The sequence below is a fragment of the Brevundimonas sp. GW456-12-10-14-LB3 genome, assembly GCF_059424365.1.
In genome coordinates this window covers 38,408-63,481 of sequence record NZ_JBWKZJ010000014.1, presented here as the reverse complement: position 1 = coordinate 63,481, position 25,074 = coordinate 38,408, and the positions used below count along the sequence as shown (strand labels likewise).

17 protein-coding genes are annotated in these 25,074 nt (G+C 66.0%); 14 read left to right on the top strand and 3 right to left on the bottom strand.

The window, feature by feature from the left end; translation table 11 throughout:
* Positions 1-27: 27 nt before the first annotated feature.
* Both AC07XS_RS08080 and AC07XS_RS08075 read left to right on the top strand, forming a co-directional pair.
* Positions 28-489 (top strand): MaoC family dehydratase, encoded by a 462-nt coding sequence (locus AC07XS_RS08080; protein WP_054764991.1) that lies wholly within the window; start codon positions 28-30, stop codon positions 487-489.
* Positions 489-1,418 carry a bifunctional riboflavin kinase/FAD synthetase gene (locus AC07XS_RS08075; RefSeq protein WP_182713958.1) on the top strand — a complete coding sequence of 310 codons (930 nt, stop codon included), beginning with the start codon at positions 489-491 and terminating at the stop codon, positions 1,416-1,418. The genes AC07XS_RS08080 and AC07XS_RS08075 overlap by 1 nt, the downstream gene beginning before the upstream one ends.
* A gap of 20 nt (positions 1,419-1,438) precedes the next feature.
* Here AC07XS_RS08075 and AC07XS_RS08070 read toward each other — a convergent pair whose 3' ends face one another.
* The gene (locus AC07XS_RS08070) at positions 1,439-1,966 is read right to left on the bottom strand and encodes a gamma carbonic anhydrase family protein (RefSeq protein ID WP_152949697.1); all 528 of its coding nucleotides are present in this window, start codon (positions 1,964-1,966) and stop codon (positions 1,439-1,441) included.
* A 312-nt stretch (positions 1,967-2,278) separates the two neighbouring features.
* Between AC07XS_RS08070 and AC07XS_RS08065 the strand changes: the two genes are divergently transcribed.
* The 9 genes from AC07XS_RS08065 (at position 2,279) to AC07XS_RS08025 (ending at position 15,788) form a co-directional block, all read left to right on the top strand.
* A complete protein-coding gene (locus AC07XS_RS08065; RefSeq protein ID WP_152949696.1) occupies positions 2,279-3,070 on the top strand; it encodes a PhoH family protein in 792 nt (263 codons plus the stop codon).
* Between the two features lie 425 nt (positions 3,071-3,495).
* Entirely contained in the window at positions 3,496-5,742 is a 2,247-nt protein-coding gene (locus AC07XS_RS08060) for a beta-glucosidase (protein WP_182713994.1), read from the top strand.
* Between the two features lie 48 nt (positions 5,743-5,790).
* Positions 5,791-8,925, top strand: coding sequence for a TonB-dependent receptor (locus AC07XS_RS08055; RefSeq protein ID WP_227976064.1), 3,135 nt, complete (start codon positions 5,791-5,793; stop codon positions 8,923-8,925).
* Between the two features lie 71 nt (positions 8,926-8,996).
* Positions 8,997-10,526 carry a tryptophan halogenase family protein gene (locus AC07XS_RS08050; protein ID WP_182713959.1) on the top strand — a complete coding sequence of 510 codons (1,530 nt, stop codon included), beginning with the start codon at positions 8,997-8,999 and terminating at the stop codon, positions 10,524-10,526.
* A gap of 8 nt (positions 10,527-10,534) precedes the next feature.
* A complete protein-coding gene (locus AC07XS_RS08045) occupies positions 10,535-12,085 on the top strand; it encodes a tryptophan halogenase family protein (protein WP_182713960.1) in 1,551 nt (516 codons plus the stop codon).
* A gap of 65 nt (positions 12,086-12,150) precedes the next feature.
* Positions 12,151-13,203 (top strand): LacI family DNA-binding transcriptional regulator, encoded by a 1,053-nt coding sequence (locus tag AC07XS_RS08040; protein ID WP_191555289.1) that lies wholly within the window; start codon positions 12,151-12,153, stop codon positions 13,201-13,203.
* A gap of 93 nt (positions 13,204-13,296) precedes the next feature.
* On the top strand, positions 13,297-14,619 hold the full coding sequence (locus tag AC07XS_RS08035) for a UDP-glucose dehydrogenase family protein (RefSeq protein WP_182713961.1): 1,323 nt from the start codon (positions 13,297-13,299) through the stop codon (positions 14,617-14,619).
* Positions 14,616-15,593: an NAD-dependent epimerase/dehydratase family protein gene (locus AC07XS_RS08030; protein ID WP_182713962.1), complete on the top strand. Its 978-nt coding sequence runs from the start codon at positions 14,616-14,618 to the stop codon at positions 15,591-15,593. The genes AC07XS_RS08035 and AC07XS_RS08030 overlap by 4 nt, the downstream gene beginning before the upstream one ends.
* 51 nt (positions 15,594-15,644) lie before the next feature.
* The gene (locus tag AC07XS_RS08025) at positions 15,645-15,788 is read left to right on the top strand and encodes a hypothetical protein (RefSeq protein ID WP_152949691.1); all 144 of its coding nucleotides are present in this window, start codon (positions 15,645-15,647) and stop codon (positions 15,786-15,788) included.
* 106 nt (positions 15,789-15,894) lie between these two features.
* Here the strand turns inward: AC07XS_RS08025 and AC07XS_RS08020 are convergent, their stop codons facing one another.
* On the bottom strand, positions 15,895-16,074 hold the full coding sequence (locus tag AC07XS_RS08020; protein WP_182713963.1) for a hypothetical protein: 180 nt from the start codon (positions 16,072-16,074) through the stop codon (positions 15,895-15,897).
* Positions 16,075-16,224: 150 nt separating this feature from the next.
* Between AC07XS_RS08020 and AC07XS_RS08015 the strand changes: the two genes are divergently transcribed.
* From AC07XS_RS08015 to pelA, 3 genes are all read left to right on the top strand, one after another.
* Entirely contained in the window at positions 16,225-17,856 is a 1,632-nt protein-coding gene (locus tag AC07XS_RS08015; RefSeq protein WP_182713964.1) for a family 43 glycosylhydrolase, read from the top strand.
* 232 nt (positions 17,857-18,088) lie between these two features.
* Positions 18,089-21,502, top strand: a complete 3,414-nt coding sequence (locus tag AC07XS_RS08010; protein WP_182713965.1) for a TonB-dependent receptor domain-containing protein — start codon at positions 18,089-18,091, stop codon at positions 21,500-21,502.
* Positions 21,503-21,586: 84 nt separating this feature from the next.
* Complete coding sequence (gene pelA / locus AC07XS_RS08005) at positions 21,587-22,672, top strand: pectate lyase (RefSeq protein WP_321208002.1); 1,086 nt, start codon at positions 21,587-21,589, stop codon at positions 22,670-22,672.
* Positions 22,673-22,784: 112 nt separating this feature from the next.
* On the opposite strand, the gene AC07XS_RS08000 is transcribed toward pelA, so the two are convergent.
* Positions 22,785-25,049, bottom strand: a complete 2,265-nt coding sequence (locus AC07XS_RS08000; protein WP_182713966.1) for a TonB-dependent receptor domain-containing protein — start codon at positions 25,047-25,049, stop codon at positions 22,785-22,787.
* Between the last annotated feature and the right edge of the window lie 25 nt (positions 25,050-25,074).

The window sequence follows — 25,074 nt, the reverse complement described above, 5'->3', positions numbered from 1 at the left end:
TGTCGCACCGCCGCTAAAGCCTGATCCATGGTCGAATTGGTTCAGCAACATCCGTCCGGCGGCTACATCCTGGACGAGCTTCACATCGGCATGGCGGCCGAAAAAATCGTCGTGGCGACGGAGGACCGGATTCGGCTGTTCGCCGAGGCGTCCGACGATTTCAACCCCGTGCATCTGGACGAGGCCTTCGCCTCCAAGACCGCCTACCGCGGCCGCATCGCCCACGGCCTGCTCAGCGCCTCCTTCGGCTCGGCCGTGGTCGGCACCATCCTGCCGGGGGCGGGGTCGATCTACATCTCCCAGACCCTGGCCTTCCATCAGCCGGTGCGGATCGACGATGTGGTCCGTATACGGATCACCGTGATCGAAATTGAGTCCGAGAGCGCACGGGTCAAGCTGAGCTGCGAAGGCTTCGTCGGCGAGACGATGATCATGGACGGGATCGCCGTGGTTCGCGTTCCGCGCCGGCGCAAACCGTCCCAGCGCTGATGCAGATTGTCCGCGACTGGCGCGACCTGCCGGACGCCCTGAAGGGCGCGGCGGTCGCGGTCGGCGCCTTCGACGGCGTGCATCGCGGGCACCAGGCGGTCATTGCAGGGGCCAGGGCCGCCGCCGAACGGCTGGGCGCCCCGCTGGGCGTGGTCAGTTTCGATCCCCATCCGCGCCGCTGGTTCCAGCCCGAGGCCGCGCCCTTTCGCCTGATGACCGCCGACCAAATGGCGCGGGCTCTGGCGCCCCTGGGGGTCGACATCCTTTATCTGCTGCCGTTCGACGGCGAGATGGCGGGCATGAGCGACGCCGACTTCGCCGAACAGGTGTTGGCCCAGGGTCTGGGCGTGCGACACGCCGCCGTCGGCTTCGACTTCACCTTCGGCAAGGGGCGGTCCGGCTCGCCCGAGGCGCTGCGGGCCTATGGCGAGCGGCTGGGCTTCACGGTCTCGGTGGCCGAACGCCTGGACGACGCCGACGGGCTGAAACTGTCGTCCAGCGCCGTGCGCGAGGCCCTGAAGGCCGGGGACATGGACCGCGCCGCCGCCATATTGGGCCGCCCCTTCGCCATCCAGGGCGAGGTGATCCACGGCGACAAGCGCGGCCGCACCATCGGCGTGCCGACCGCCAACGTTGCTCTGGGCGACTATATGCGGCCGGCCTACGGCGTCTATGCCACACGCAGTCGTCTGGCCGACGGGCGGGTCGTGGACGGGGTGGCCAGCCTGGGCCTGCGGCCCATGTATGCGCTGGAGAGCCCACTGCTGGAGGTCTGGCTGTTCGACTTCGACGGCGACCTGTACGGCCAGATCATCGAGACGGAACTGGTCGCCTGGCTGCGCGGCGAGGAAAGTTTCGACGGGCTGGAGGCCTTGAAGGCCCAGATCGAGGCCGATGCGGCGGCGGCGCGGACAGTCCTGGCTTCCTGATCGCCGCCCCTTCGACCCGGTCAGAGCGGGCGCAACTCCGCCGCAAACCGCTTCCAGTTCTGCACATAGTGCTCCGCCGACATCTGAAGCACGGCGATCTGGGCGGGATCGCGGTCGCGCACCACCTTGCCCGGCTGGCCCACCACCAGACTGTTGTCGGGGATTACCTTGCCCTCGGTCAGCAGGGCGTTGGCGCCGATGATGCAGTTGCGGCCGATCTTCACCCCGTTCAGCACCACCGCCCCAATCCCGATCAGACTGTAGTCCCCGACTTCGCAGCCGTGCAGCATGGCCTTATGCCCGACGGTGACGCCCCGCCCCAGGGTCAGGGGCGAGCCCATGTCGGTGTGCAGGACGCTGCCGTCCTGAATATTGGTGTCGGGGCCCACGGTGATCGGCTCATTGTCGCCGCGCAGCACCGCCCCGAACCAGACGCTGGCGTTGACGTGCAGAATCACGTTTCCAATTACGGATGCGTTCGGCGCCACCCAGTATTCGCCCTGCGGCGGAAACTGAGGTTTGCTGTCGCCTAATGCGTAAATGGTCATCAGAATGCCGCCTAATCTTCGAAAATTGAGGGCTTTAACAGATTTCTAACCACGATAGCATCTAACTGTTGATGCGATTCGAGGGTCGCCATTTCGGCCCCGGATCCGAAGCCGGATCAAGCCCGATCCGGTCAATTGTCGGGGCTTTCGCTTGGCGCGTTGGGATCCTGGTTCGGTTGTTCGGGAACGGGCCCATCCCGTTTCGGACGGCCCGGCCGTTGATCCCGGTGGTCGCCGCGGCGCAGGCCGTGACCCCTTCCTCCCCAAGACCAGCCAAGGCGGAACCCGTGTGGGTCCGCCTTTTTTCATGCCCTGGAGGCGTCCATGACCAAGCGTGCGGCAATGAAGCGTCAGTCCCGTGAAAACGGACTCCTGGATTCGCGAGAGTTCATGGAGGAATCAAAGGTGCGGCGCCTGCACGCCCCCCACAACGAACGGTCAGGCTGGTCGCCCTATCCCAACAATGACGACCGGGACCAGGGCTATCTGAAGACGCTGAAGCCCAAGTCGGACGGTCAGCACGAACTGATGGCGGCCATCGACGCGCACAATCTGGTCATGGCCCTGGGACCGGCAGGGACCGGCAAGACCTATCTCGCCGTCGCCAAGGCGGTCGAGGCGCTTGAGGCCGGCAAGGTCGGCCGCATCGTCCTGAGCCGCCCCGCCGTCGAGGCCGGCGAATCGATCGGCTTCCTGCCGGGCGACATGGAGGACAAGCTGGCCCCCTATCTGCGCCCGCTCTACGACGCCCTGTCGGACCGGCTGTCGATGAAACGGGTCAAGGCCCTGATGGCCGAGGGCCTGATCGAAATCGCCCCCATCGGCTACATGCGCGGCCGCACCCTGAACAACGCCTTCATCGTCGTCGATGAGGCCCAGAACTGCACCTATGTGCAGCTGAAGATGCTGCTGACGCGCCTCGGCTGGCATTCGACCATGGTGGTCACGGGCGACCCCCACCAGTCGGACCTGCTGCCCGGCGTGTCCGGCCTGGCGGATATTTCCGCCCGGCTGGAGGCGGTCGACAACATCGCCGTGGTGCGTCTGGCCGAACGCGACATCGTCCGCCACCCGCTGGTGGCCTCGATGATCGGGGTGCTCTGAACGCCCTGCGGGTCTGAGTAGAGGGAGGGCCGGCGTCCCAGCGCGCCGGCCCTCTCTTTTTGCGCGCCCGTCGCCCCATCCGCAGAAGGGCCCTGAAACGACATGTGAACTGGGGGTGTCATAACCACGTTCGATCATGGCCGTTTCGTGTTGTGAACGCTCTCAATCCATGCTTACCTGTTCATGCGAGGGGCCGAAGAGTCTCCGCACAGGGAGCGGAAAGTTGACGGCCTCTCCAGGTCGTCGAACCTCGGCGTCGAAGACGCTATCCGCAAACAGGATCGAAAAGCCTGCGACAGCAGGCGATGCTGTCGGCTGCCCGCCGCCATCATCGATCCTGTGCGGCGCATCCCAACTCTTGTCCTGACGGCGGTCGCCGTCGCGCAATCGGTTCGGGGCGTCTCTTGAAGTTTTCCAAGTCCTTGATGATCAGCCGTCTCGCCCTGGCCTTCGCCGTGGGCGTGACGCCCGCCGGCGCACTCGCGCAGCCGGCGCAGTCTGCGCCCCAGACGGAGACGGCCGCCGCCCAATCGCGCGCCGACGCCCTGCTGGCGCGAATGACGCAGGACGAAAAGCTTCAGCTGATCCACGGCTATTTCCCGCCCATGGCGGCGCGGACGCCGGGCGCCCCAGTCGCCGACATGATTCCCTCGGCCGGCCACATCCCGGGAATTCCCCGCCTGGGTATACCCACTCTGCGCGAAAGCGACGCCAGCTTGGGCGTCGCCAACCAGGTCGAGCAGCGCAAGGGCGACGTCGCCACCGCCCTGCCCTCCAGCCTGGCGACCGCCGCCACCTTCGATCCCCAGATCGCCTACGCCGGCGGGGCCATGATCGGCTCGGAGGCGAGGGCCAAGCGGTTCAACATCCTGCTGGCCGGCGGGGTGAACCTGACGCGCGATCCGTGGACCGGAAGGAATTTCGAATATCTGGGCGAGGATCCTCTGCTGGCCGGGGTCATGGCCGGGGAGCATATCCGCGGCGTCCAGTCGAACAGGATCGTTTCGACCATCAAACATTTCGCCTTCAACGCGCAAGAGACCGGGCGGATGATCATGGATGCGCGGCTGGACGAGGCGTCCCTGCGCGAAAGCGACCTCTTGGCCTTCCAGATCGCCATAGAGCGGGGAAATCCCGGCTCGGTCATGTGCGCCTACAACAAGGTCAACGGCGACTGGGCCTGCGAGAACGACGTCCTGCTGAACCAGGTGCTGAAGCGCGACTGGGCCTATGACGGCTGGGTCATGTCGGACTGGGGCGCGGTCCATTCGACCGAGAAGGCGGCCCTGGCGGGGCTGGACCAAGCCTCGGGCCAGGAGCTGGACCGGGCGCTTTATTTCGACGCGCCCTTCCGGGAGGCTCTGGAAGCCGGACGGATCCCACAGGCGCGGCTGGACGACATGGTGCGCCGCCTGCTGGTCGGCCTGATCCGGACCGGTGTGCTCGACGCACCCGTGGTGACGACCGAACAGCCGATCGACTACGCCCGCAACGCCGAGGTCGCCCAGCGCGCGGCCGAGGCCGGAATCGTGCTGCTGAAGAACGACGGCGGGGTCCTGCCCCTGGCCAGGACGGCGAAGCGGATCGTGCTGATCGGCGGCCATGCCGACGTCGGCGTCCTGTCGGGCGGCGGATCGTCCCAGGTGCGGTCGGTCGGCGGGGCGCCGGTGGAGATACCCCTGACCTCGGGGGCCGCAGCCTCGTTCGCGCGGATCACCTGGCATGCGTCGTCGCCGCTGAACGCCATCCGGGCGATCGTGCCGGAGGCGACCGTGACCTATGTCGACGGCAAGGATCCGGCGGCTGCGGCTGCTGCGGCGCGAGCGGCGGACGTCGCCGTCGTCTTTGCCATCCAGTGGACCACCGAGGCCCAGGACGTCGAGACCCTGTCCCTGCCCGACGATCAGGACGCCCTGATCGAGGCGGTCGCCGCCGCCAACGACAAGACCGTAGTGGTGCTGGAGACCGGAGGGCCGGTGCTGATGCCCTGGCTGGAGAAGACCCCGGCTGTGATCCAGGCCTGGTATCCCGGCCAGCGCGGCGGCGAGGCCGTCGCCCGCATCCTGTTCGGCGAGGTCAATCCGTCGGGCCGTCTGCCGATCACCTTCCCCGCCTCGGCCGACCAGGCGCCGCGCCCGACGCCGCCGGGCCTGGAGGCGCTGAAGAGCGCCGAGGCCGCAGCCGCCGCCAATCCCGGCGCGCCCCAGGCCGGCGAAATCCAGGGCTTCGAGGTGGACTATGCCGAAGGCTCGGACGTCGGCTACCGCTGGTACGAACGCGAGGGCAAGACGCCCCTGTTCCCGTTCGGATATGGTCTCAGCTACACAAGCTTCGCCTATTCCAACCTGGCGGCGTCCAGCGCAGACAAGCTCAGCGTCAGCGTCGATGTGACCAATACCGGCGCGCGAGCCGGCGCCGAGGTTGCGCAACTCTATGTCGCTTCGGGCGATCGGCCCCGCCGTCTGGCCGCCTTTGCGCGGGTGAACCTGGCGCCGGGCGAGACGCGCCGCGTCACCCTGACGGCCGAGCCCCGCATCCTGGCCGAATACGACACCGCCCTGCCCGGCTGGCGCATCACGCCGGGCGATTACCGCATCACCGTCGCCCGCGACGCCGCCGAGCCGGGGTTGAGCGGGACGACCACGCTTTCAGGGTCGACCATCAAACCTTGAACCAATGCCGCACAACAAAACGCGGCGCCACCGAGGAGGGAGAAAGAGATGAGAATCCACAAGAGGCCCATGGTTGCGGCCTTGCTGGCGAGTTCGGCGCTGGTCGCGCCGGCCTACGCCCAAACGGGGGCCCAGACCGCTGAACCGGCGGCGACGCAGGAACCGACCGAGGTCGGCGAAATCGTCGTGACCGGCATCCGCGCGTCGCAGACCCAGTCGATCAACGTCAAGCGCAATGAGACCGCTTTGGTCGATGCGATTTCGGCGGAAGACATCGGCAAACTGCCTGACGTCACCGTGGCCGATGCCCTGCAACGCATCGCCGGCATCCAGATCCGCCGCACCGCAGGTGAGGGCTCCACCGTCAACATCCGCGGCCTGCCGCAGGTTGTGACCCTGCTGAACGGCGAACAATATCTGAGCCCCGGCAACCTGGGCAGCGCCCAGCCGAACCTGAACGACGTGCCGTCGCAGCTGATGAGCTCGATCGTCGTATTCAAGTCGCAGGACGTGACGAACGCCCTGTCCGGCATCTCCGGCACCATCGATCTGCGCACCCGTCGTCCGATGGACTTCAGCTACGGAACGACCGTCACCGGCGCCGCCGAATACCAGACGGGCGAACGCACTCGTCAGGACGACTACCTGATCAACGGCCTGCTGAACTGGCGCGGCGACCGCATGGGCGTCATGGTCTCGGGCGTGCTCAGCAATTCGAACCTGGGCAATAACTACGCGGGCACCGCCGGCAGCCTGTTCGGCAGCAACGACTGGGGCGGTTCGGGCAACGCTTGGCTGGCGCCCCACGGCTACGAAATGTTCAACCGCGTGGTCGAGCGCGAACGGGTCGGTCTGAACGCCGCCTTCCAGTTTGACATCGAAGACGGCATTCGTCTGACGGCCGAGGCCTTCTACACCAAACAGGACGAGTACAATCGCGCCGCCGGCCTGAACGTCTCCAACCGCTGGAGCGGGCTGGGGTGGACCACCCCGACCGAGTCGACCGACACGGGCCTGGGTTGGCTCGACGTCGAGGAATATGATCTGGACGCCTGGTGGGTGAACTCCTTCACCGTCAACCGCGTCACCAACAATGAGTCCAAGAACTTCAACCTGGAGCTGGACTACGACAAGGGCGGTCCCTTCACCTTCAATGCGCGGGCGATCAAGGCCGAGGCCTCGCTGCTGAGCATGAACGGTCAGGTCCAGGGCGACCTGTCCAACTGGGAGTACGGATCGGACCGCGCCTTCACCCTGTTCCGCCAAGCGGCGGACCGCACCCGCGGCACCTTCTACCCCGCCTCGATCGCCGCCCTGTATCCGGCCTCACGCTATTCCAACAACGTCGTCGGCAGCCAAGGCGGTCGCTACATCACGCCCAACCCCTTCGGTTATGGGGCGGACCCGCAACTGCATATCGATACCGGCGGTTCGAAACTGGCCTGGAGCGGGTTCGAAAACAACATCGTCGGCGGCTTGGGCAATGTGCCGCTGAGCCAATATATGTCGAACCTCGATTCCTATACGGTCGGGGCCTATTCATCCGAAGGCAACCAGCGCAACAACTCGGACCTGACCGTTGTCCGTTTCGACGGCTCGTATGAGTTCCAGGAGCGCCCTGCTTTCGGCTTCCTGACCCGCGTCGACGCCGGGGTTCGCCACAGCGGTCGCGAGGTGGAGATCACCAACTTCCATCTGTTCTCGGACTTCTACGCCAATGCCGGCGCCGGCAACCAAGCGGGCTGCTCGGCCCAGTGGAAGGCCATCGACGTCGTGATGGACAATCCGCAGTGCCAGTCTGGCGAGTTCGTGACTAACCCCGGGTTCAATCCGGCCTTGGCGGTTGCGACCACGCCCAGCAGCTGTACGGCCGGCACGGTGGCCAACGCCCCCACCTGCTTCCAGGGCTATACCGTCAACCGCCCCACGCTGCTGCGCGAAAACAACAATACCTACTTCCTGACCGACTTCGGCTCGGTCGCCTCGGGCATTCCAGGGGTATGGGTGGCCGATCCACGCGATTTCGACGACCCCCGCGCCTTCCAGCAACGGGTCTTCGGCAACGCCTATGACGTCATCATTCCCGGCAACTCCTATGACGTCGATCTGTATGAGGACAGCGCCTATCTGAACGGCGCCGTCGAGTTCGGCGCCCTGCACGGCGACGTGGGCGTGCGGATGGTCCGGACCGAGCTTCGGGTCCGTCAAAATCAGACCGGCGACGTGCGCGCCTATGGCGACACGAACAACGATGTCGGCGACACGATTTCGAGCCGCAGCTACACGGACTGGCTGCCGTCGGTGAACCTGGCCTACGACTTCAGCGACAAGCTGCGTCTGCGGGCCGCCTACGCCAAAACCATGATCCCGCTGGATCTGGGCAACTACGGCGGCGGCGTCACCATATCCACGGCGGACTCCCAAGGTCCGACGCCCGCCGATCCGACCGCTCCGCCCGTCGGCGTTCGTCGGGTGACCGGGGCCACCCTGTCCGGAAGCCCGGACCTTGACCCTTGGCGTTCGGATAACTTCGATCTGGCGCTGGAGTACTATTACGGCCCGGCGACGATGTTCAACATCGCGGCCTTCCGCCTGAACATCGATAGCTTCGTCACCCGCGCCACCGTCCCCCAGAGCGGGTCATATGCGGACGGCGATGGCGTCATCCGCAGGCTGGTGGACGTCAACCGTCCGGTACAAGGCGACGGCGGCCAGCTTCAAGGCATCGAAATAGGCGCCAAGATCGGTCTGTCGGATTTCATCGACACGCCCATCTGGTCCGATTTCGGCTTCGACGGCAGCTACACCTTCTCGGACAGCTCCTCCAACTCGACGGCCCTGAACGGGGACGAACTGCCGTTCCAGGACAACTCGAAACACTCGCTGAACGCCGCCGTCTGGTACCAGGGCGACAAGCTTCAGGCGCGGGTCGCCTGGAACTATCGCACGCCGCGCCTCAACAGCACGTTCGGCAGCATCCCGATCTATCAGGATACGTCGCAATACGTGGATGTGAACGTGACCTATGACGTCAACGACATGGTCACGGTTTACGCCAACGGATCGAACGTCCTGGGCGAAATCGAGGAGTACTACCTCGAGTTCAAGCCGGGTGCGGAACAGTTCCAGAGCCGCAACGAGTTCGAGCCGCGCTACACCATCGGCGTCCGCGCTCGCTTCTGATCTCTTCCTGAGCAGACTGGCCGGCGGCATTCGTGTCGCCGGCCTCTTTTTTCGCGTATTGGGATCAGGCCATGGATGAGATCGACGATCCTCGCATCCGTTCCGTCGTCATCGTCGGCGGCGGCACCGCCGGCTGGATGACGGCTGCGGCCCTGGTCCAGCATTTCCGCAGCACACCGCTGAAGATCACCGTGGTCGAGTCCTCCGACATCGGCACGATCGGCGTGGGCGAGGCGACCATTCCCACCATCCGTCGCTTTTATGGCCAGCTGGGTCTGCGCGACGAGGACGTGATGCGCGCCACCCAGGCGACCTGCAAACTGGGCATCCGCTTCATCGACTGGTCCGGGCCGGGCTCGGACTTCATCCATCCCTTCGGCCTTTACGGGCAGGACGTGAAGGGGATCGGTTTTCATCATTACTGGCTGAAGCAGAAGCGCGCGGGCGACCCCGCGCCGCTGGCGGCCTATTCCTTGGGCGCGTCCCTGGCCGCCGGGGGCAAGTTCATCCAGCCCTCGCCCAATCCGCCGTCCCAGCTGTCGGTGTTCGACTGGGCGCTTCATCTGGACGCCGGCCTGTTCGCCCAACATCTGCGCGCCTATGCCGAGGCCGGGGGCTGCGCCCGGATCGACGCCCGCATCCGCTCGGTCGAACTGCGGCCCGAGGACGGTTTCGTGCGCGCCCTGACCCTGGACGACGGGCGCGAGGTCGAAGGCGATCTGTTCGTCGATTGCTCGGGCTTCAAGGGGCTGGTGATCGGCGAGGCCCTGGGCGTCGGGTTCGAGGACTGGGGCCGCTGGCTGCCGTGCGACGCCGCCTATGCGGTGCAGAGCGCCAACCGCCCCGGCGACGCCCCTGCCCCCTTCACCCGCGTCACCGCCCGATCAGCCGGATGGCAGTGGGGGATTCCGCTCCGCCACAGGGCCGGCAACGGCCTGGTGTTTTCCAGCGCCCATCTGAGAGACGATCAGGCCCTGGCCGAGCTGATGCCCCATCTGCTGGGCGATCCGCTGACGGAGCCGCGGCGTATTCCCTTCCGCCCCGGCCGGCGGTCGCAGGCCTGGGCCAAGAACTGCGTCGCCATCGGCCTGTCGTCCGGCTTCCTGGAGCCGCTGGAGAGCACCAGTATCGCCCTGATCGAGACGGGCATCGAGCGACTGAAGGCCCTGTTCCCCGACCGCCGCTTCGCCCAGCCGATCCTGGACGAGTTCAACGACCAGACCGCGCGGGAGATGGAGCGGGTGCGGGACTTCATCATCCTGCACTACAAGCTGAACCGGCGGAGCGACACCGGCTTCTGGCGCGACTGCCGCGAGATGGCCGTCCCCGAGACGCTGGAGCGCAAGCTCGCCCTGTGGACCGCGCGGGGTCAGTTCGTCCGCTATCGCTGGGAGATGTTTCACCCGGCCAGCTGGCTGGCCATCTATGACGGCTTCGGCCTGTATCCCGACGATTACGACCCCGCCGTCGACGCCATGGAGCCGGCCTATCTGGCGCGCAGCCTGGCCGAGATGCGGACCAATATCGCCGACTTCGTCGCTCGGACCCCCGATCACGCCCAATTCCTGGCGGGGCTCGATCCCGCCGCCTCCGCCGCATGAGACCCGAAATGGATCAGCCCCGCCGCCCCCTGAAGAAGATCTGCATCGTCGGCGGCGGCACCGCCGGCTGGATCGCCGCCGCCCTGATGGCCGAGCATTTCAAGGGCCGGATGGCCCAGGTCGAACTGGTCGAGTCCGACGACATCGGCACGATCGGGGTCGGCGAATCCACCGTGCCCCCCTTCCTGGAAATGCTGAAGAAGCTGGGGATCAACGAGCAGGACTTCATCCAGCAGACCCAGGCCAGCTTCAAACTGGGCATCCAGTTCGACGACTGGACCGAGAAGGGCGAAAGCTATTTCCACCCGTTCGGCGCCATCGGCGTGCCGGTGGACGTCAGCGACTTCTATCCCGTCTGGCTGAAGGCGCGAATGAACGGCTATCGGCGCCCGCTGATGGACTTCGCCTCTGCGGCGCAGATGGCGGCCCACGAAAGGTTCATGCTGCCCTTCAAGGCCCAGCGCAGCCCCATCGGCGGGGCCTCCTACGCCGTCCATGTGGATGCGAAACGGGTGGCCCGCTATCTGCGCGACTTCGCCGAGGCGCGGGGGGTGAAGCGCACCGAAGGCATCGTCGAGGATGTGATGACGCGGCCCGACGGCTTCGTCAGCGGGCTGAAGCTGAAATCGGGCCAGACGGTCGAGGCGGACTTCTTCATCGACTGCACCGGCTTCCGCGCCCTGCTGATCGGCAAGACCCTGGGCGTCGGCTATACGGACTGGTCCGAATGGCTGATGTGCGACCGGGCCATCGCCGTACAGACCGAGAATGTCGGGGCGCCCAAACCCTATACATTGGCCCAGGCGCAGGACTGCGGCTGGCGCTGGCGCATCCCGCTGCAGCACCGGACCGGCAACGGCCATGTCTTCTGCAGCCGCTACATGTCGGACGACGAGGCGACGGCGCGCCTGCTGGCCCAGGTCGAGGGCCGACCGGTGGTCAATCCGATGGTGGTGCCGTTCAAGACCGGGGTGCGGCAGAAGATCTGGGACCGGAACGTCCTGTCCCTGGGTCTGGCCAGCGGCTTCATCGAGCCGCTGGAATCGACGGCCATCCATCTGATCTATCGCGGGATGGACTTCTTCTTCCGCCTGATGCCGGACCTGGACTGCGATCCGAAACTGGCCGCCGAATACAATCGGCGGATGACCGTGGATTACGAGGAGATCCGCGACTTCATCATCCTGCACTACGCCCTGACGCGGCGGGACGACACGCCCTTCTGGCGGGCATGCCGGGACATGGTCCTGCCCGAGGGGTTGCAGCACAAGCTGGACGTCTTCCGCGCCAACGGCAGCCTGGTCGAGGCGCTGGACCCCCTGTTCCGCAATGTCAGCTGGTACGCGGTGATGGACGGCATGGGGGTGAGGCCCCGGTCCTATCCGCCGCTGGTGGACCGGATCGACTTCACCGGCCTGACCGCCGAGATGGACCGGGCCGCCGATATTCTGAACGCCTTCGTCAAGGACCTGCCGTCGCATCAGCAGTTTCTGCAGGACAACTGTCCCGCCCCGCCGGTCGACCTGGCGCCGGTCGCCCCGGCCGCCGTACCCGCTTGATGCCGGCGCGCTTGCCTTGTCGCCGCCGAGCCTGACAGTATGAGGCGGGGATAAGGAACCAGAGTTTGCGCCGCGCCGTCACCATCAAACACGTCGCCGCCGAGGCGGGCGTTTCGCTGCAGACCGTGTCGCGGGTCATCAACAACGAACCGAACGTGCGGCCCGTGGTGCAGGAGCGGGTGCGGGCGGCCGTGGCCAAGCTGGGCTATGTGCCCAGTCTGGCGGCCCGACGGATGGGGGGCTCGCGCTCCTATCTGCTGATGGCGCTGAACGACCGGGACCGGACCATCGAGGGCTGGAAGTCCGGCGAGGGCACCGACTGGGTCGACCAGATGCTGATGGGCGGCATGCTGAAGTGCGAGTCGCACGGCTATCGGATGATCTTCGAACTGGTCGACACCCATTCCGACCATGTGGATCGCGCCGTGCGCGCCGCCCTCGCCGCTCTTCACCCCGATGGCGTCATCCTGACCCCGCCGCACAGCGAAAACCCGGCCATCACCGGCCTGCTCAGCCAGTTGGGCCTGCCCTTTGCGCGGATCGCGTCGATCGCCGAGGGCGACGGTTTCGCCGTATCGATGGACGACGCCGAGGCCGCCGCCCACGCGACGGATCATCTTCTCTCCCTCGGCCATAGGCGCGTCGGCTTCGTCACCGGCAGCCCGCAATATGCGGTCAGCGACGCCCGCCTGTCCGGCTATCGCGCCGCCATGATCGCCTCGCCCCATGGGCTGGACGAGACCCTGATCGGACGCGGCGACTTCTCCTATGAGTCGGGTGTCGCCGCTGTGGACGCCCTGCTCGATCTGCCGTCGCCGCCGACGGCCGTCGTCTGCAGCAATGACCGCATGGCCCTGGCGGCGATCCGCACCGCCCAGCGGCGCGGTCTTTCCACGCCGTCGGATCTGTCGGTCGTCAGTTTCGACAACACGCCCCTGGCGCGGTTCGCCGACATGACGGCGGTTATCCAGCCGGTCGCCGAGATGAGCGCGGTCGCCGCCGACCTGCTGATCCGGTTCAAGGCGGGGGAAACGGACCTGCCGTCCCAAAGCAGGGTGGCCTTCGGCTTTGCGCCTCGCGGCTCGACCGCCCCGCCCCGGTCTGGCGGCTCACGCTAGGCGACAGTCTTTTCGCGGAGGCCTTAATAAGTCCAGCAGCGCCCGGATCACATGATATAGGGCCGTCTCTCCTGTTCGTTTGAGGATGTTAGGATGCGCGTCGCGATGATCGGCACCGGCTATGTGGGCCTGGTGTCTGGGGCCTGTTTCGCCGATTTCGGCCACGTCGTGACCTGTATCGACAAGGATCCCTCCAAGATCGAGCGTCTGGAACGCGGTGAGATTCCGATCTTCGAGCCGGGGCTGGATGATCTGGTGGCCGCCAACGTCAAGGAAGGTCGGCTGTTCTTCACCCTGGACGGGGCCGAGGCGATCCGCCGGGCCGACGCGGTCTTCATCGCCGTGGGCACCCCGACCCGCCGCGGCGACGGCCATGCGGACCTGTCCTACGTCTATGCGGCGGCTGAGGAAATCGCCGGCCTGATCGACGGCTTCACCGTGATCGTCACCAAGTCCACCGTCCCGGTCGGCACCGGCGACGAGGTCGAGGCGGTGATCCGCAAGGCCAATCCGAACGCGGACTTCGTCGTGGTCTCCAATCCCGAGTTCCTGCGCGAGGGCGCCGCCATCGGCGACTTCAAACGCCCCGACCGGGTGGTGATCGGCGTCAACGACATCGAGGGCGAGGCCGGCGCCCGCGCCAAGGCGGTGATGAGCGAACTGTACCGTCCGCTGAACCTGAACGAGAGTCCGCTGCTCTTCGTCGGCCGGCGCACGTCCGAACTGATCAAATACGCCGCCAACGCCTTCCTGGCGATGAAGATCACCTTCATCAACGAGATGGCGGACCTGTGCGAGGCGGTGGGCGCCGACGTGCAGCAGGTCGCGCGCGGCATCGGTCTGGACAAGCGGATCGGGTCGAAATTCCTGCACGCCGGCCCCGGCTATGGCGGCTCCTGCTTCCCCAAGGACACCCTGGCCCTGGTCCGCACGGCCCAGCAATATGAATCACCGGTTCGGCTGATCGAGACCACGGTCGAGGTCAATGACGCGCGCAAGAAGGCCATGGCCGGGCGGGTCGAAACCACCCTGGGCGCCGCCGTGGCGGGCAAGACGGTGGCCCTGCTGGGTCTGACCTTCAAACCCAACACTGACGACATGCGCGACGCCCCCAGTCTGGACATCGCCCAGGCCCTGATCGCCGCCGGGGCCCAGGTCCATGCCTTCGACCCCGAAGGCATGCACGAGGCGGCCAAGCTGCTGCCGGACGTGAAGATGAAGGCCAACGCCTATGACGCCGTCGAGGGCTGCGACGTCGCCGTGATCGTGACCGAATGGGACCCGTTCCGCGCCCTGGATCTGGACCGGATCAAGCTGCTGATGAAACAGCCGGTGCTGATTGATCTGAGAAACATCTATCGTCCCGACGACATGGCGCGGCGTGGGTTCAAATACTCCGGGATCGGCCGCGGATGAGCGAAGGGCCGATCCTCGTCACCGGCGCCGCCGGCTTCATCGGCATGCATACGGCCGAGCGATTGCTGGCGCGGGGCGAGACGGTGGTCGGGATCGACAACTTCAACACCTATTACGACCCGGCCCTGAAGGAGGCCCGCGCGGCGCGGCTGCAGGCCCGCGAGGGCTTTCGCCTGGTTCGGGCCGACATCGCCGAACATGAGCAGGTGCTGGCCCTGGTGCGGGATCAGGGGATCAAGCGGATCGTCCATCTGGCCGCCCAGGCCGGGGTTCGTTATTCGCTGGAGAATCCCTTCGCCTATGAGCGGTCGAATCTGGCGGGACATCTGTCGATCCTGGAGGCGGCCCGTCACGCCGAGGTCCAGCACCTGGTCTACGCCTCGTCCAGCTCGGTCTATGGCGATCGGCCGCTGGAAGGCTCGGGCTTTCGCGAGGACGATCCGACCGTGACGCCGGTCTCCTTGTACGCCGCCACCAAACGATCCTGCGAACTGCTGAGCCAGAGCTACGCCAAGCTGTACGGCTTTCCCCAGTCGGGTCTGCGCTTCTTCACCGTCTATGGCCCCTGGGGTCGGCCCGACATGGCCTATTTCAGCTTCACGCGGAAGATCGCGCGCGGCGAACCGATCGAAGTCTATGGCGAGGGCCGCATGGCGCGCGACTTCACCTATATCGACGACATCGTGGACGGGATCGTCGGGGTCTTGGATCATCCGCCTGCACTGGGCGGTCATGAGGTCTACAATATCGGCGACAGCCAGCCGGTCGGCCTGATGGAGATGATCTCCACCCTCGAAGCGGCGCTCGGCGCCGAGGCCGAAAAGATCATGCGCCCCATGCAGCCAGGCGACGTCACCGCCACCTATGCGGACGTCTCCAAGCTGAACGCCCTGATCGGCTATCGGCCAAAGGTGCCTCTGAAAGAGGGGCTTGAGAAGTTCGCCGCCTGGTGGCGCGGGTATGAAAACGGCTGAAGATCGAGGGCTGAGGCCGGAACGGACGGCGCTGAAGGCGGTTTTCAGCCCATGCCCAGACGCGCCCCCAAACCCCCGATCCTGAAGAGCAAGCGCGGCGTCGCCATCCTGCTCCTCGTCTTGGCCCTGATCTTCGGCCTGCTCTACTTCGGCGTCGGCGCCACCGCCTTCCTGCGAACCCAGCCGCCGATCTAGGCGGGCGTGCTCAGCCCTCGTTCAGATCATCTACAGCCTCGTCCTTGGCGGTGGTCGGGACGGGCGTGCTGGGATCGCCGCTGATCGGCCCCTGGGGCAGGTCGCCTTAAGGGCGCTGGTCGTGCGGCGTCTTCTGAACCGCCAGCGTATTGGGATCAGGGCCGATCTGGCCGCCCGGACCGACGCCGCCGGCCCGTTCCTGCAGCGCCTCGGACGGGGTGTTCAGCGACCGCCCGCGCGCCACGCCCGGCGGCAGGGCCGCCTCGGCCTCTTGTTCCTTGTTCATGTCGAACCTCCATCCAATGGGGACCAGGAGGTAACCGAACCCTGCCTGCCCGGTTCCTGCATCGTGTCAGGGTGTCGGGCTCCGGTCGCAAATTGACACCGGTAACAAACCTGACAAGCTGGCCGCAAAACAGGGATGAGGGAAACGCCCATGAGGTTCATCGACCGCCGCGCCGCACTGACCGGCCTTCTGGGCGGTGTCGCCGCCTCCGCCCTGCCGGTCCGGAGCGTTCTGGCCCAGACGCTGGAAGAGGCCGCGCCGCTCGGCCGCGAATGGGCGAACATGAAATGGCGTCGCGGGATCGAAAACCAGCGGATGGCGGACCTGGGCGACGGGACCTTCCTCAACCCGATCCTGTCCGGCGACCACCCCGACCCGTCGATCCTGAAGGACGGCGACGACTATTACATGACCTTTTCGTCGTTCGAATCCGTGCCGGGCATCCATATCTGGCATTCGCGCGACCTGGTGAACTGGCGCCCCGTCACTGCGGCCCTCACCACCAATATCGGCTCGGTCTGGGCGCCCGAGCTGATCAAACACGAGGGGCGATTCTACTGCTACATCCCCGCCCGTTTCCCGGAGTATCGGTCGAACTACGTGATCTGGGCCGATCGAATCGAAGGGCCCTGGAGCGCGCCGATCGACCTGAAGCTGCCGGCCCATATCGACCCCGGCCACATCGTCGGCGAAGACGGCAAACGCTATCTGTTCCTGAACGGCGGGGACCGAGTCCGGCTGACCGACGACGGCCTGGCGGTCGATGGTCCGGTCGAGGAGGGCGTCTATGACGCCTGGCGCTATCCCGAGGACTGGATCGTCGAAGGCTTCGCCCAGGAAGGCCCCAAACTTCTGAAGCGCGGCGATTATTTTTACATGATCACCGCCATCGGCGGCACGGCGGGTCCGCCGACGGGGCATATGGTCATCGCCGCCCGTTCCCGGTCCATCCATGGCCCGTGGGAAGACTGCCCGCACAATCCGATCGTCCGCACCCGCTCCGGCGCTGAAAAATGGTGGTCGCGCGGTCACGCCACCCTGGTCGAAGGTCCGGCCGGCGACTGGTGGATGGTCTACCACGGCTATGAGAACGCCTATTGGAGCCTGGGCCGCCAGACCCTGCTGGATCCGATCGAATGGACCGACGACGGCTGGTTCCGCGCCAGGGGCGGCGATCTGTCGCAGCCGATCGCCAAGCCGCGCGGCGGCCAGGCCGTGCCGCACGGCATGGCCCTGTCGGACGATTTCTCAACCGACAAGTTCGGCCTTCAGTGGAGCTTCTATGATCCGCAGCCGAACGAAAAGGACCGTCTGCGGCGAGACAGCGGCGTGCTTCATATGCGCGCTAAAGGCAGGGCGCCGGCGGACTGCTCGCCCCTGACCTTCGTTCAAGGCGAGCAAGCTTATGAACTTGAATGTGAAATCGAGATCGATCCCGGCGCTGTGGCGGGGCTGATTCTGTTCTATGATCGCGCCCTTTACGCCGGTCTGGGGTTCGACGCTCAGCGCTATGTCACCCACCAATACGGAATCGAACGCGGCCGCCCGGCCAATCCCCACGGACGGCGCATGTTCATCCGCCTGACCAACGCCTATCAGAACCTCCATTTCGACACCTCCGGCGACGGCGTGACCTGGCGGCGGTTCGATAGAGGCATGGAAGTTTCCGGCTATAATCAGAATGTTAGGGGCGGCTTCATGATGTTGCGTCCGGGCCTCTACGCCGCCGGAGAGGGTGAAGCGCGGTTCAGGAATTTCCGCTTCCGCGCGCTCGGCGCCTAAGCCGCCCGGGCGGCGTCGATGGGCGGGGATCGCCCCGTCCTTTTCGGCCCATTCCAATCAAACGCTGATTTTTGCCCTGGCGCTCGCCACATTTTCGCCATATGACACCGGTGACATTGTCCTGTCTCGCAACGGCGGGGGGACCAAGACGATCCCCTCATCAAGAGGGGGACAGAGGATGTCGGCATCCGGCCCGCCAGAGGTCGGAGCGCGACAGCAACGGAGGGAACGGATGCACAACCAAACCACAGGACAACTGCGCGCGGCGGCGTCCCCGGCGGCGCTTCTGATCGGCGCCCTGCTGCTGGCGGCGCCCACTTGGGCCCAGGCTCAACAGGCCGATGATCAGGAGGCTACGACCGTCGATGAGATCGTCGTCACCGGGATCCGCGCCTCTCTCGCCAGCGCCCTGAGCGAAAAGCGTCGGTCGAACACCATCGTCGACGTCATCAACGCCGAAGACATCGCCGACTTCCCCGACGCCAACCTGGCGGAGTCGCTTCAGCGGATTCCCGGCGTCTCGATCGACCGCGAAAACGGCGAGGGCAATTCGATCTCTGTCCGCGGCCTTGGCGGCGACTTCACCCGGGTTCGGCTGAACGGGCTGGAGACCCTGTCCACTTCCGGCGCCAGCAGCGCCGACGGAGCCCTGCGGCGCGACCGCGGCTTCCAGTTCAACACCTTCGCCTCCGAGCTGTTCAACTCCCTGAAGGTCCAGAAGTCCGCAGACGCCCAGACGGACGAAGGCTCCCTGGGCGCGACCGTCGATCTGATCTCGGGCCGCCCGTTCGACTTCACCGAACGCCGTCTCGCCCTGACCCTTCAGGACGCCTATTACGAGAACGGCGGCAACCACAGCCCGCGCGTGGCCCTGTTGGCGTCTGACCGCTGGACCAGCAAGATCGGCGAGTTCGGCCTCTTGGGCTCGGTCGCCTACAATGAGCGTAAACAGGTCATCGACAGCTACGCCCGTCAGGTGGGCTCGATGGACTACGCCTATCGCGGCGCGACGTTCAACAACGCCGGCGCCAACGCCGCAGGGGATCCTCAAGGCTTCGCCCTGCCGATCGGCACGCCCAACTCGGCCCTGCCGCGCGTCACCAATCCCGAAGCGCGCAACTATCTGATCGGCTCGAACCCGGCCGCCTATGCCCTGATCAACGGAACGGGGAACCGCGGCTCTCTGGTTCGCATCCCGGCCCTGGCCACCCTGAATCACCGCGAGGTGGATCAGGATCGCCTGGGGGTCACCCTGTCCGGCCAATGGCGGCCGACGGAGCGGACCACGATCAGCTTCGACAATCTCTATTCGGAGATGACCCAGACCTCGACCAACTATCAGATCGGTCCGGTCGGCCTGAACCGCAACAACACGAACGGCAACCGCACCGCTACGGCCTTCAGCTATCAGACCGCGACGACCGCCAGCAACTCCAACAACAGCTACAATAACCGCCGCAGCGTATACGCCAACTGCACGGCCCAGACCGCGACCGAGTTTCGCGACGCCATCGACTGCGGGCAGTCCCTCTATGGCAATACGCCGATCTTCACCACGGCGCCGGGCGCCACGAACCAGACTCTGGCAGCCGGCGTCGGCAGCTTCAATCCGAACAACCTCGACGTCTACGACTACTATAACCAGCCCGGCTCGGTCGGCTATGTCGCGCATCCGCAGTATTTGGCCATGCGCGGCGCCTTCATCGGCCGCCCTTCGGTGCGCCTAATCGACGCCGGGCTCAGCGAGACCGGCGCCAACGCCAACTATCTGGTGCTCGGCAACGTCGACATGCGCTCGGCGGTCGATCAGGGCTCCTATACGACCAAGTTCCGCCAGAACTCGATCAATATCGAGCATGACTTCAGCGACCGCTTCAGCATGTCCCTGTTGCTCGGCGATTCCGAATCGACCAATGAAAACATGGGTCTGCTCGCTGACTTCATCCGGCTGGACTCCGGCCAGGGCGTCGCGGGAAACGACTACTTCGTCTATGACGACCGCGCGGGCGGCGACATGCCCTTCATCGACTTCGGCTTCGACGTCGCCGATCCCAACAACTGGGACTTCGTGAAGGGCTATTCCGCCCTGCGCGCCTTCCGCACCGTCACCGAAAACGGCTATCAGACGGCCAAGGCCGACTTCCGTTGGGATTACAACGACTACGTCACCCTTCGTTTCGGCATCGGCAAGCGGAAGTTCGACTTCTACTATACGCGGTTCGAGCGGCTGGTCAGCGACACCATGAACCCCAGTCTGCTGGAGGGGGTGCGCAGCGGCCTGGCTCAGGCCACGACAGTGGCTGACATGGGCCAGACGGTCAGCTGGGGAGACGGTCTGAACGTGCCTGACGGCATGCCGACGTCCTTCTTCGCCCCCAATCTTCAAGCCTTCCAGAACCGCTTCGGCTTCGACTGCGACTGCATCAACGAATGGGGCGACTGGCGTCTGTCGGACCTTCGCAACGGCGGGGTCAACACCTTCTGGGTCGATGAAGAAAGCCTGTCCTACTACGGCCAGATGGATTTCAACCTGCCTCTGTTCGCCGGAACCCTGCGCGGCAACGCCGGTCTGCGGAGAGCCGAGACCAGCGTCGACTCACGCGGACGTTCGCCCAGCGGCCGCCCCATCAGCAACGACAACGACTATAACGACACCCTCCCCTCGCTGAACCTGGCGTGGGAGGTCAGCGACAGCCTGATCCTGCGCTTCGCGGCGGCCAAGGTGATGGCGCGCCCGCAGATGATGGCCTTGCAGCCCGGCGTCACCTCCTTCACGGTGCCTGTGGGCGTCGCTGGGGCGGCGGCCGAGTTCGACGGCTCAAACGCCCAGATCAGCCTGGGCAACACCAAGCTGAAACCGTTCCGAGCCACCAACCTCGACTTCAATGTCGAATGGTATTTCGCCAAGGACGCCTTGTTGTCCGTGGCCTATTTCCACAAGGAAATCGAAAGCTTCCCGCAGGTCGTGCTGCGTGAGGGCAGGCTGAGCGAGGTTTTCAGCAGCGAGCAGATCGCCAATCTTCGGGCCGCCTATGACGACCTGACCGACCTGGCCTCCGACAGCCGCCGCGCCTATATCGACGCCGATCTGCCGTTCGTCCTGCGTCAATACAATGACGCGCCGGGCGGGACCCTGTCCGGCTTCGAGGTCGCCTATCAGCAGAACTTCACCTTCCTGCCGGCGCCGTTCGACGGTTTCGGGGTTCAGGCCAACTACACCAACATCGAATCCGAGCTGGAATACATCCTCGATCCCGCGCGGAACCTGACCGGAACGGCCCCCTTCCTGGGCGCCTCGCCGGAATCCTTCAACGCGACCGTCTTCTATGAGGTGCCGCGGTGGAGCGCCCGCGTTTCGGCCGCCTATCGGGCCGCTTACCAAACCACCTATCCGCTGGCCTCGGGCGGCTGCGATCCGGGCCAGTGCGACTCGCCCCTGATCAACGACTTCATCGGCTCCAATGAGACGCTGAATGTGGACGCCGCCTTCACCTACAAACTGACCGACAACGTCACGATCACCGCCGAGGCCCTGAATCTGACGGATCAGCCGGACGAGCGCTGGGCCTATCAGGCCGATCCGCTGGTCAACAGCTATGGCAGCACAGGTCGCCAATATTTCGTCGGCGCCCGCTTCATCTTCTGAGGCGGACCGACGCTCCCTGCCCCCTGAAGGGACGTCGCCCCGGCGACGTCCCGCTTTTTTTGCCCTTCGATCCAGGAAAGCGCCATGCTGAGAGCCACCCTGATCCTAAGCCTGACGGCGATCGCGGGCGCCGCCTGCGCCCAGACCCCGCCGCCCGGGTCCCAACGGGTTGCAGCGGCCTCATCCATGGTTTGGGGGTCGTCCGCCGTCAGCCGCCCGGCGGGCTGGTACGGCTCGGATGAGGCGCGTCGCCTGGCCCTTCAGGTCATCGCGCATCAATCGCCCCAAGGCGGCTGGCCCAAGAACACGGATCTGTTCGCACCGCCCGCGCCGGATGCGGATCCGGCCCTGACCAACACCATCGACAACAACGCCACCACCCTGCCCCTCGCCTTTCTCGCGCGGGTGATCGAGGCCGGCGATTCGACGCCGCGCGCCGCCTTCGACAGGGGTCTCGACTATCTGCTGGCCGCCCAATATCCGAACGGCGGATGGCCCCAGTACGCTCCGCTGCGGGGCGGCTATCACGACGCGGTCACCTATAATGACGACGCCATGGTGCGGGTGCTGCGCCTGCTGGACGAGGTCGCCCAGACCAAACCGCCTTACGGCTTCGTCGACGGCGCGCGGCGCGAGCGGGCGGCCCAGGCCGTGCGGCGCGGCGTGGACGCCCTATTGAAATCCCAGGTGCGACAGGACGGCCGACGGACCGTCTGGTCCGCCCAGCACGATCCCGTCACCCTGGCGCCCGTCGGCGCCCGCCGGTTCGAGCCGGCGTCTCTGTCGGGGCAGGAAAGCGTGGGCCTGGTGCGCTTCCTGATGGGGATCGACCCGCCCGGTCCTGACGTGATCGCCGCGGTCGAAGGCGCCGTTGCCTGGTTCCGCGCCACGGCCCTCTACGACATCCGCATCGAGTCCTTCACCGACGCTGAGGGACAGGCGGACCGACGGGTCGTGCCGGCGCCGGGCGAAGGCCCGCTCTGGGCCCGTTTCTACGGGCTCGAGGACAATCGCCCGCTGTTCACCGGCCGCGACGGCGTCCCGCGCCCGGCCCTGGCGGACATCGAGCGGGAGCGCCGCGCCGGCTACAACTACTATGGAGACTGGGCGAAGACGCTGCTGGAGCGGGACTATCCCGCCTGGCGCGCGCGCCTTGCCCGGCCGAACTGACAGGGCCGGCGAAGCGAAGGCCTCGCCGGCCCTAGAGCATGATCGTTTCGGGCGGAACCGCTTCGCGGTTCCGACAGAAGCGTGAATCATGCTCTGGCTTTAATCTGGAGCCTCAGAACCGCTTGGTCAGCTGCACGCCGTAGGTGCGCGGCTCGTTGACGAAGGCGGTCAGGTTGTTGAAGTCGATCGCGCCGATGACGTTCTCTTCGTCGGTCAGGTTGCGGACATAGGCCGCCGCTTCCAGGCCGCGGCCCAGGTCGCGCCAGCCGGCCCGCAGCCCGCCCTCGAAGTGCGTATCCTGCATGAACTCGACCGATTCATAGAGGAACAGGTTGAAATCCTTCTGCATCGTCCAGTCGGTCGAGGCGAAGAACTCGGTGTCGTCGCCCAGGGGCAGGACGTAGTTCAGCGTCAGATTGGCGGTGTATTCCGGCGCCTGCGGGAAGGGGTTGCCGTCGACCTTGGCGCGACGGGTCGTGCCCACGGTGACGATCGGGTCGGTGACGGTGCAGTTGGAGCCGCAGATGGCCACCAGCAGGTCGCCGTCCTTGATCTCCGTGTGGTTCCAGGCCGCGCCGGCCGCCAGGCTTAAGCCCGCGCCCAGATACAGGTCGCCGTCCAGCTCCAGGCCGTAACCTTCGCCCTTGTCGGCGTTGATCAGGCGGTTGGTGTTGTCCGCCCCGCCGATGGCGGTGAACTGCATGTCGCTGACCTCATAGGCGTAGGCCGTGCCGTTCAAACGGCCGCGGCCGTCGAACAGACGGGCCTTGAAGCCGGTCTCATAGGACATGACGGTTTCGGAATCGGCCGTGGTCAGGACCGGGAGGTTGCGGCCCTGGATCGACGGACCGCGATAGCCCTTGGCCACGCGGGCGAACAGGTTGAGGCTGTCGTTGACCTCATACAGGGCGCTGACGTCCCAGCTGACCTGCTCGTCGCCGACCGAGACGGCGCCCGTCCCGCCGGCGCCGGTTCCCAGGACGATCCGACCGAAATAGTCGCGGTTGTCGTCGGTATAGCGCAGACCCGCCGTGACCTTCAGGGCCTCCGTCAGCCTGTAGCTGCCCTGACCGAACACGGACCAGGAGTCCGACTTCTGCACGATGTCGGTCACGCGCGTCGGCTGGGGATTGCCCACGCCGTTGAAGGTGCCCGAGACCAGATTGATCCGCTCATCCCAATAGAAGGCGCCGATCTGCCAGCCTAGGCGCGCATCGCCGTTCGAGGCCAGGCGCAGCTCGTAGGTGTTCTGCAGCAGATCGCTGGACAGGGTGCCGGTCTCGGAGTTGAACGGCGTCTTGTAGGAGGCCGTCGCGGGGGCGCTGGCCACGCCGCCGTCGATGTCGCCGTCGCCCTGCGACCAGCCCTGGTAGGAGCCGACGATGCCGGTCAGGGTGGCGGGGCCGAAGTCATAGGCCACGCGCAGCGACTGGGACGTGGTCTTCTGCTTCTGGAAGTTGTTGCGGCCGCCGTCGTAATAGACGGTGTCCCGGTCGAAGTTGTCGTTCAGCTTGTTGGAGCCCTTGGTCAGGGCGTTGGCGCGGTTCATCGTGCCCGTGCCTTCATAGTCGCGAGCCTGAAGGGTCAACAGGGTCGACAGACGCGCGGTCGGGGTCCAGGCGACATGGACGCGGCCGGCGATGTCGTCGAAATTGCCCAGGTCGTCCTTGTCCGGATTGGCGAAGGACGGGTTGTAGGCGTTGTTCACCCAGTCGTCGCGGTGGTTCCACAGGAAGGCCCCGCGCACCTGGAGCGTCTCGGACGCCGGCAGGGTGACGGCGGCCTCGGCCCGGGTCGAACCCAGGTTGCCATAGGTCAGGGAGCCGAAACCGGTGAAGTCGTCCGACGGCTTGACGCTGTCGATCTTGATCACGCCCGCCGGGGTGTTGCGGCCGAACAGGGTGCCCTGCGGTCCGCGCAGCACTTCCAGCTGCTGCACGTCGAACAGCGGAAAGCCCTTCAGATAGACGCTTTCCAGAACCACGTCGTCCAGCACCACCGAAACCGGCTGGGAGGCGGTGAAGTCGAAGTCCACATTGCCCAGGCCGCGGATGTAGAAGCGCGGCGCATAGCGGCCGTTCGAGCTTTCGACCTGAAGGCTGGGCACGCGGCCCGACAGGGCCAGAACGTCGGCGCCGCCGGCCGAGATGTCCTGCAAGGTCTGGGGCGTCAGGGCGGAGACGGCGAAGGGAACGTCGCGGATGTTCTCGCTGCGACGCTGGGCGGTGACGACGATGTCATCGACGCCGGCCGGTTCGGCGGCGGTTTGCGTCTGGGCCTCGGTCTGGGCCTGGGTCTGAACCTGAGCGAGGGCCGAGCCGGCGCTCAGCAGGGCGATGCTGCTGACGGTGGCGGCCAGAAGGGCGGGACGAAGCATGGCTGAACTATCCTTGGCGTCGTGG

Excerpts from the sequence above, each read along its gene's own strand:
- AC07XS_RS08080 (WP_054764991.1), top strand. The coding sequence starts at position 28 with ATGGTCGAATTGGTTCAGCAACATCCGTCCGGCGGCTACATCCTGGAC.
- AC07XS_RS08075 (WP_182713958.1), top strand. The coding sequence starts at position 489 with ATGCAGATTGTCCGCGACTGGCGCGACCTGCCGGACGCCCTGAAGGGC.
- AC07XS_RS08070 (WP_152949697.1), bottom strand. The coding sequence starts at position 1,966 with ATGACCATTTACGCATTAGGCGACAGCAAACCTCAGTTTCCGCCGCAG.
- AC07XS_RS08060 (WP_182713994.1), top strand. The coding sequence starts at position 3,496 with ATGATCAGCCGTCTCGCCCTGGCCTTCGCCGTGGGCGTGACGCCCGCC.
- AC07XS_RS08055 (WP_227976064.1), top strand. The coding sequence starts at position 5,791 with ATGAGAATCCACAAGAGGCCCATGGTTGCGGCCTTGCTGGCGAGTTCG.
- AC07XS_RS08050 (WP_182713959.1), top strand. The coding sequence starts at position 8,997 with ATGGATGAGATCGACGATCCTCGCATCCGTTCCGTCGTCATCGTCGGC.
- AC07XS_RS08045 (WP_182713960.1), top strand. The coding sequence starts at position 10,535 with ATGGATCAGCCCCGCCGCCCCCTGAAGAAGATCTGCATCGTCGGCGGC.
- AC07XS_RS08035 (WP_182713961.1), top strand. The coding sequence starts at position 13,297 with ATGCGCGTCGCGATGATCGGCACCGGCTATGTGGGCCTGGTGTCTGGG.
- AC07XS_RS08030 (WP_182713962.1), top strand. The coding sequence starts at position 14,616 with ATGAGCGAAGGGCCGATCCTCGTCACCGGCGCCGCCGGCTTCATCGGC.
- AC07XS_RS08025 (WP_152949691.1), top strand. The coding sequence starts at position 15,645 with ATGCCCAGACGCGCCCCCAAACCCCCGATCCTGAAGAGCAAGCGCGGC.
- AC07XS_RS08020 (WP_182713963.1), bottom strand. The coding sequence starts at position 16,074 with ATGAACAAGGAACAAGAGGCCGAGGCGGCCCTGCCGCCGGGCGTGGCG.
- AC07XS_RS08015 (WP_182713964.1), top strand. The coding sequence starts at position 16,225 with ATGAGGTTCATCGACCGCCGCGCCGCACTGACCGGCCTTCTGGGCGGT.
- AC07XS_RS08010 (WP_182713965.1), top strand. The coding sequence starts at position 18,089 with ATGCACAACCAAACCACAGGACAACTGCGCGCGGCGGCGTCCCCGGCG.
- pelA (WP_321208002.1), top strand. The coding sequence starts at position 21,587 with ATGCTGAGAGCCACCCTGATCCTAAGCCTGACGGCGATCGCGGGCGCC.
- AC07XS_RS08000 (WP_182713966.1), bottom strand. The coding sequence starts at position 25,049 with ATGCTTCGTCCCGCCCTTCTGGCCGCCACCGTCAGCAGCATCGCCCTG.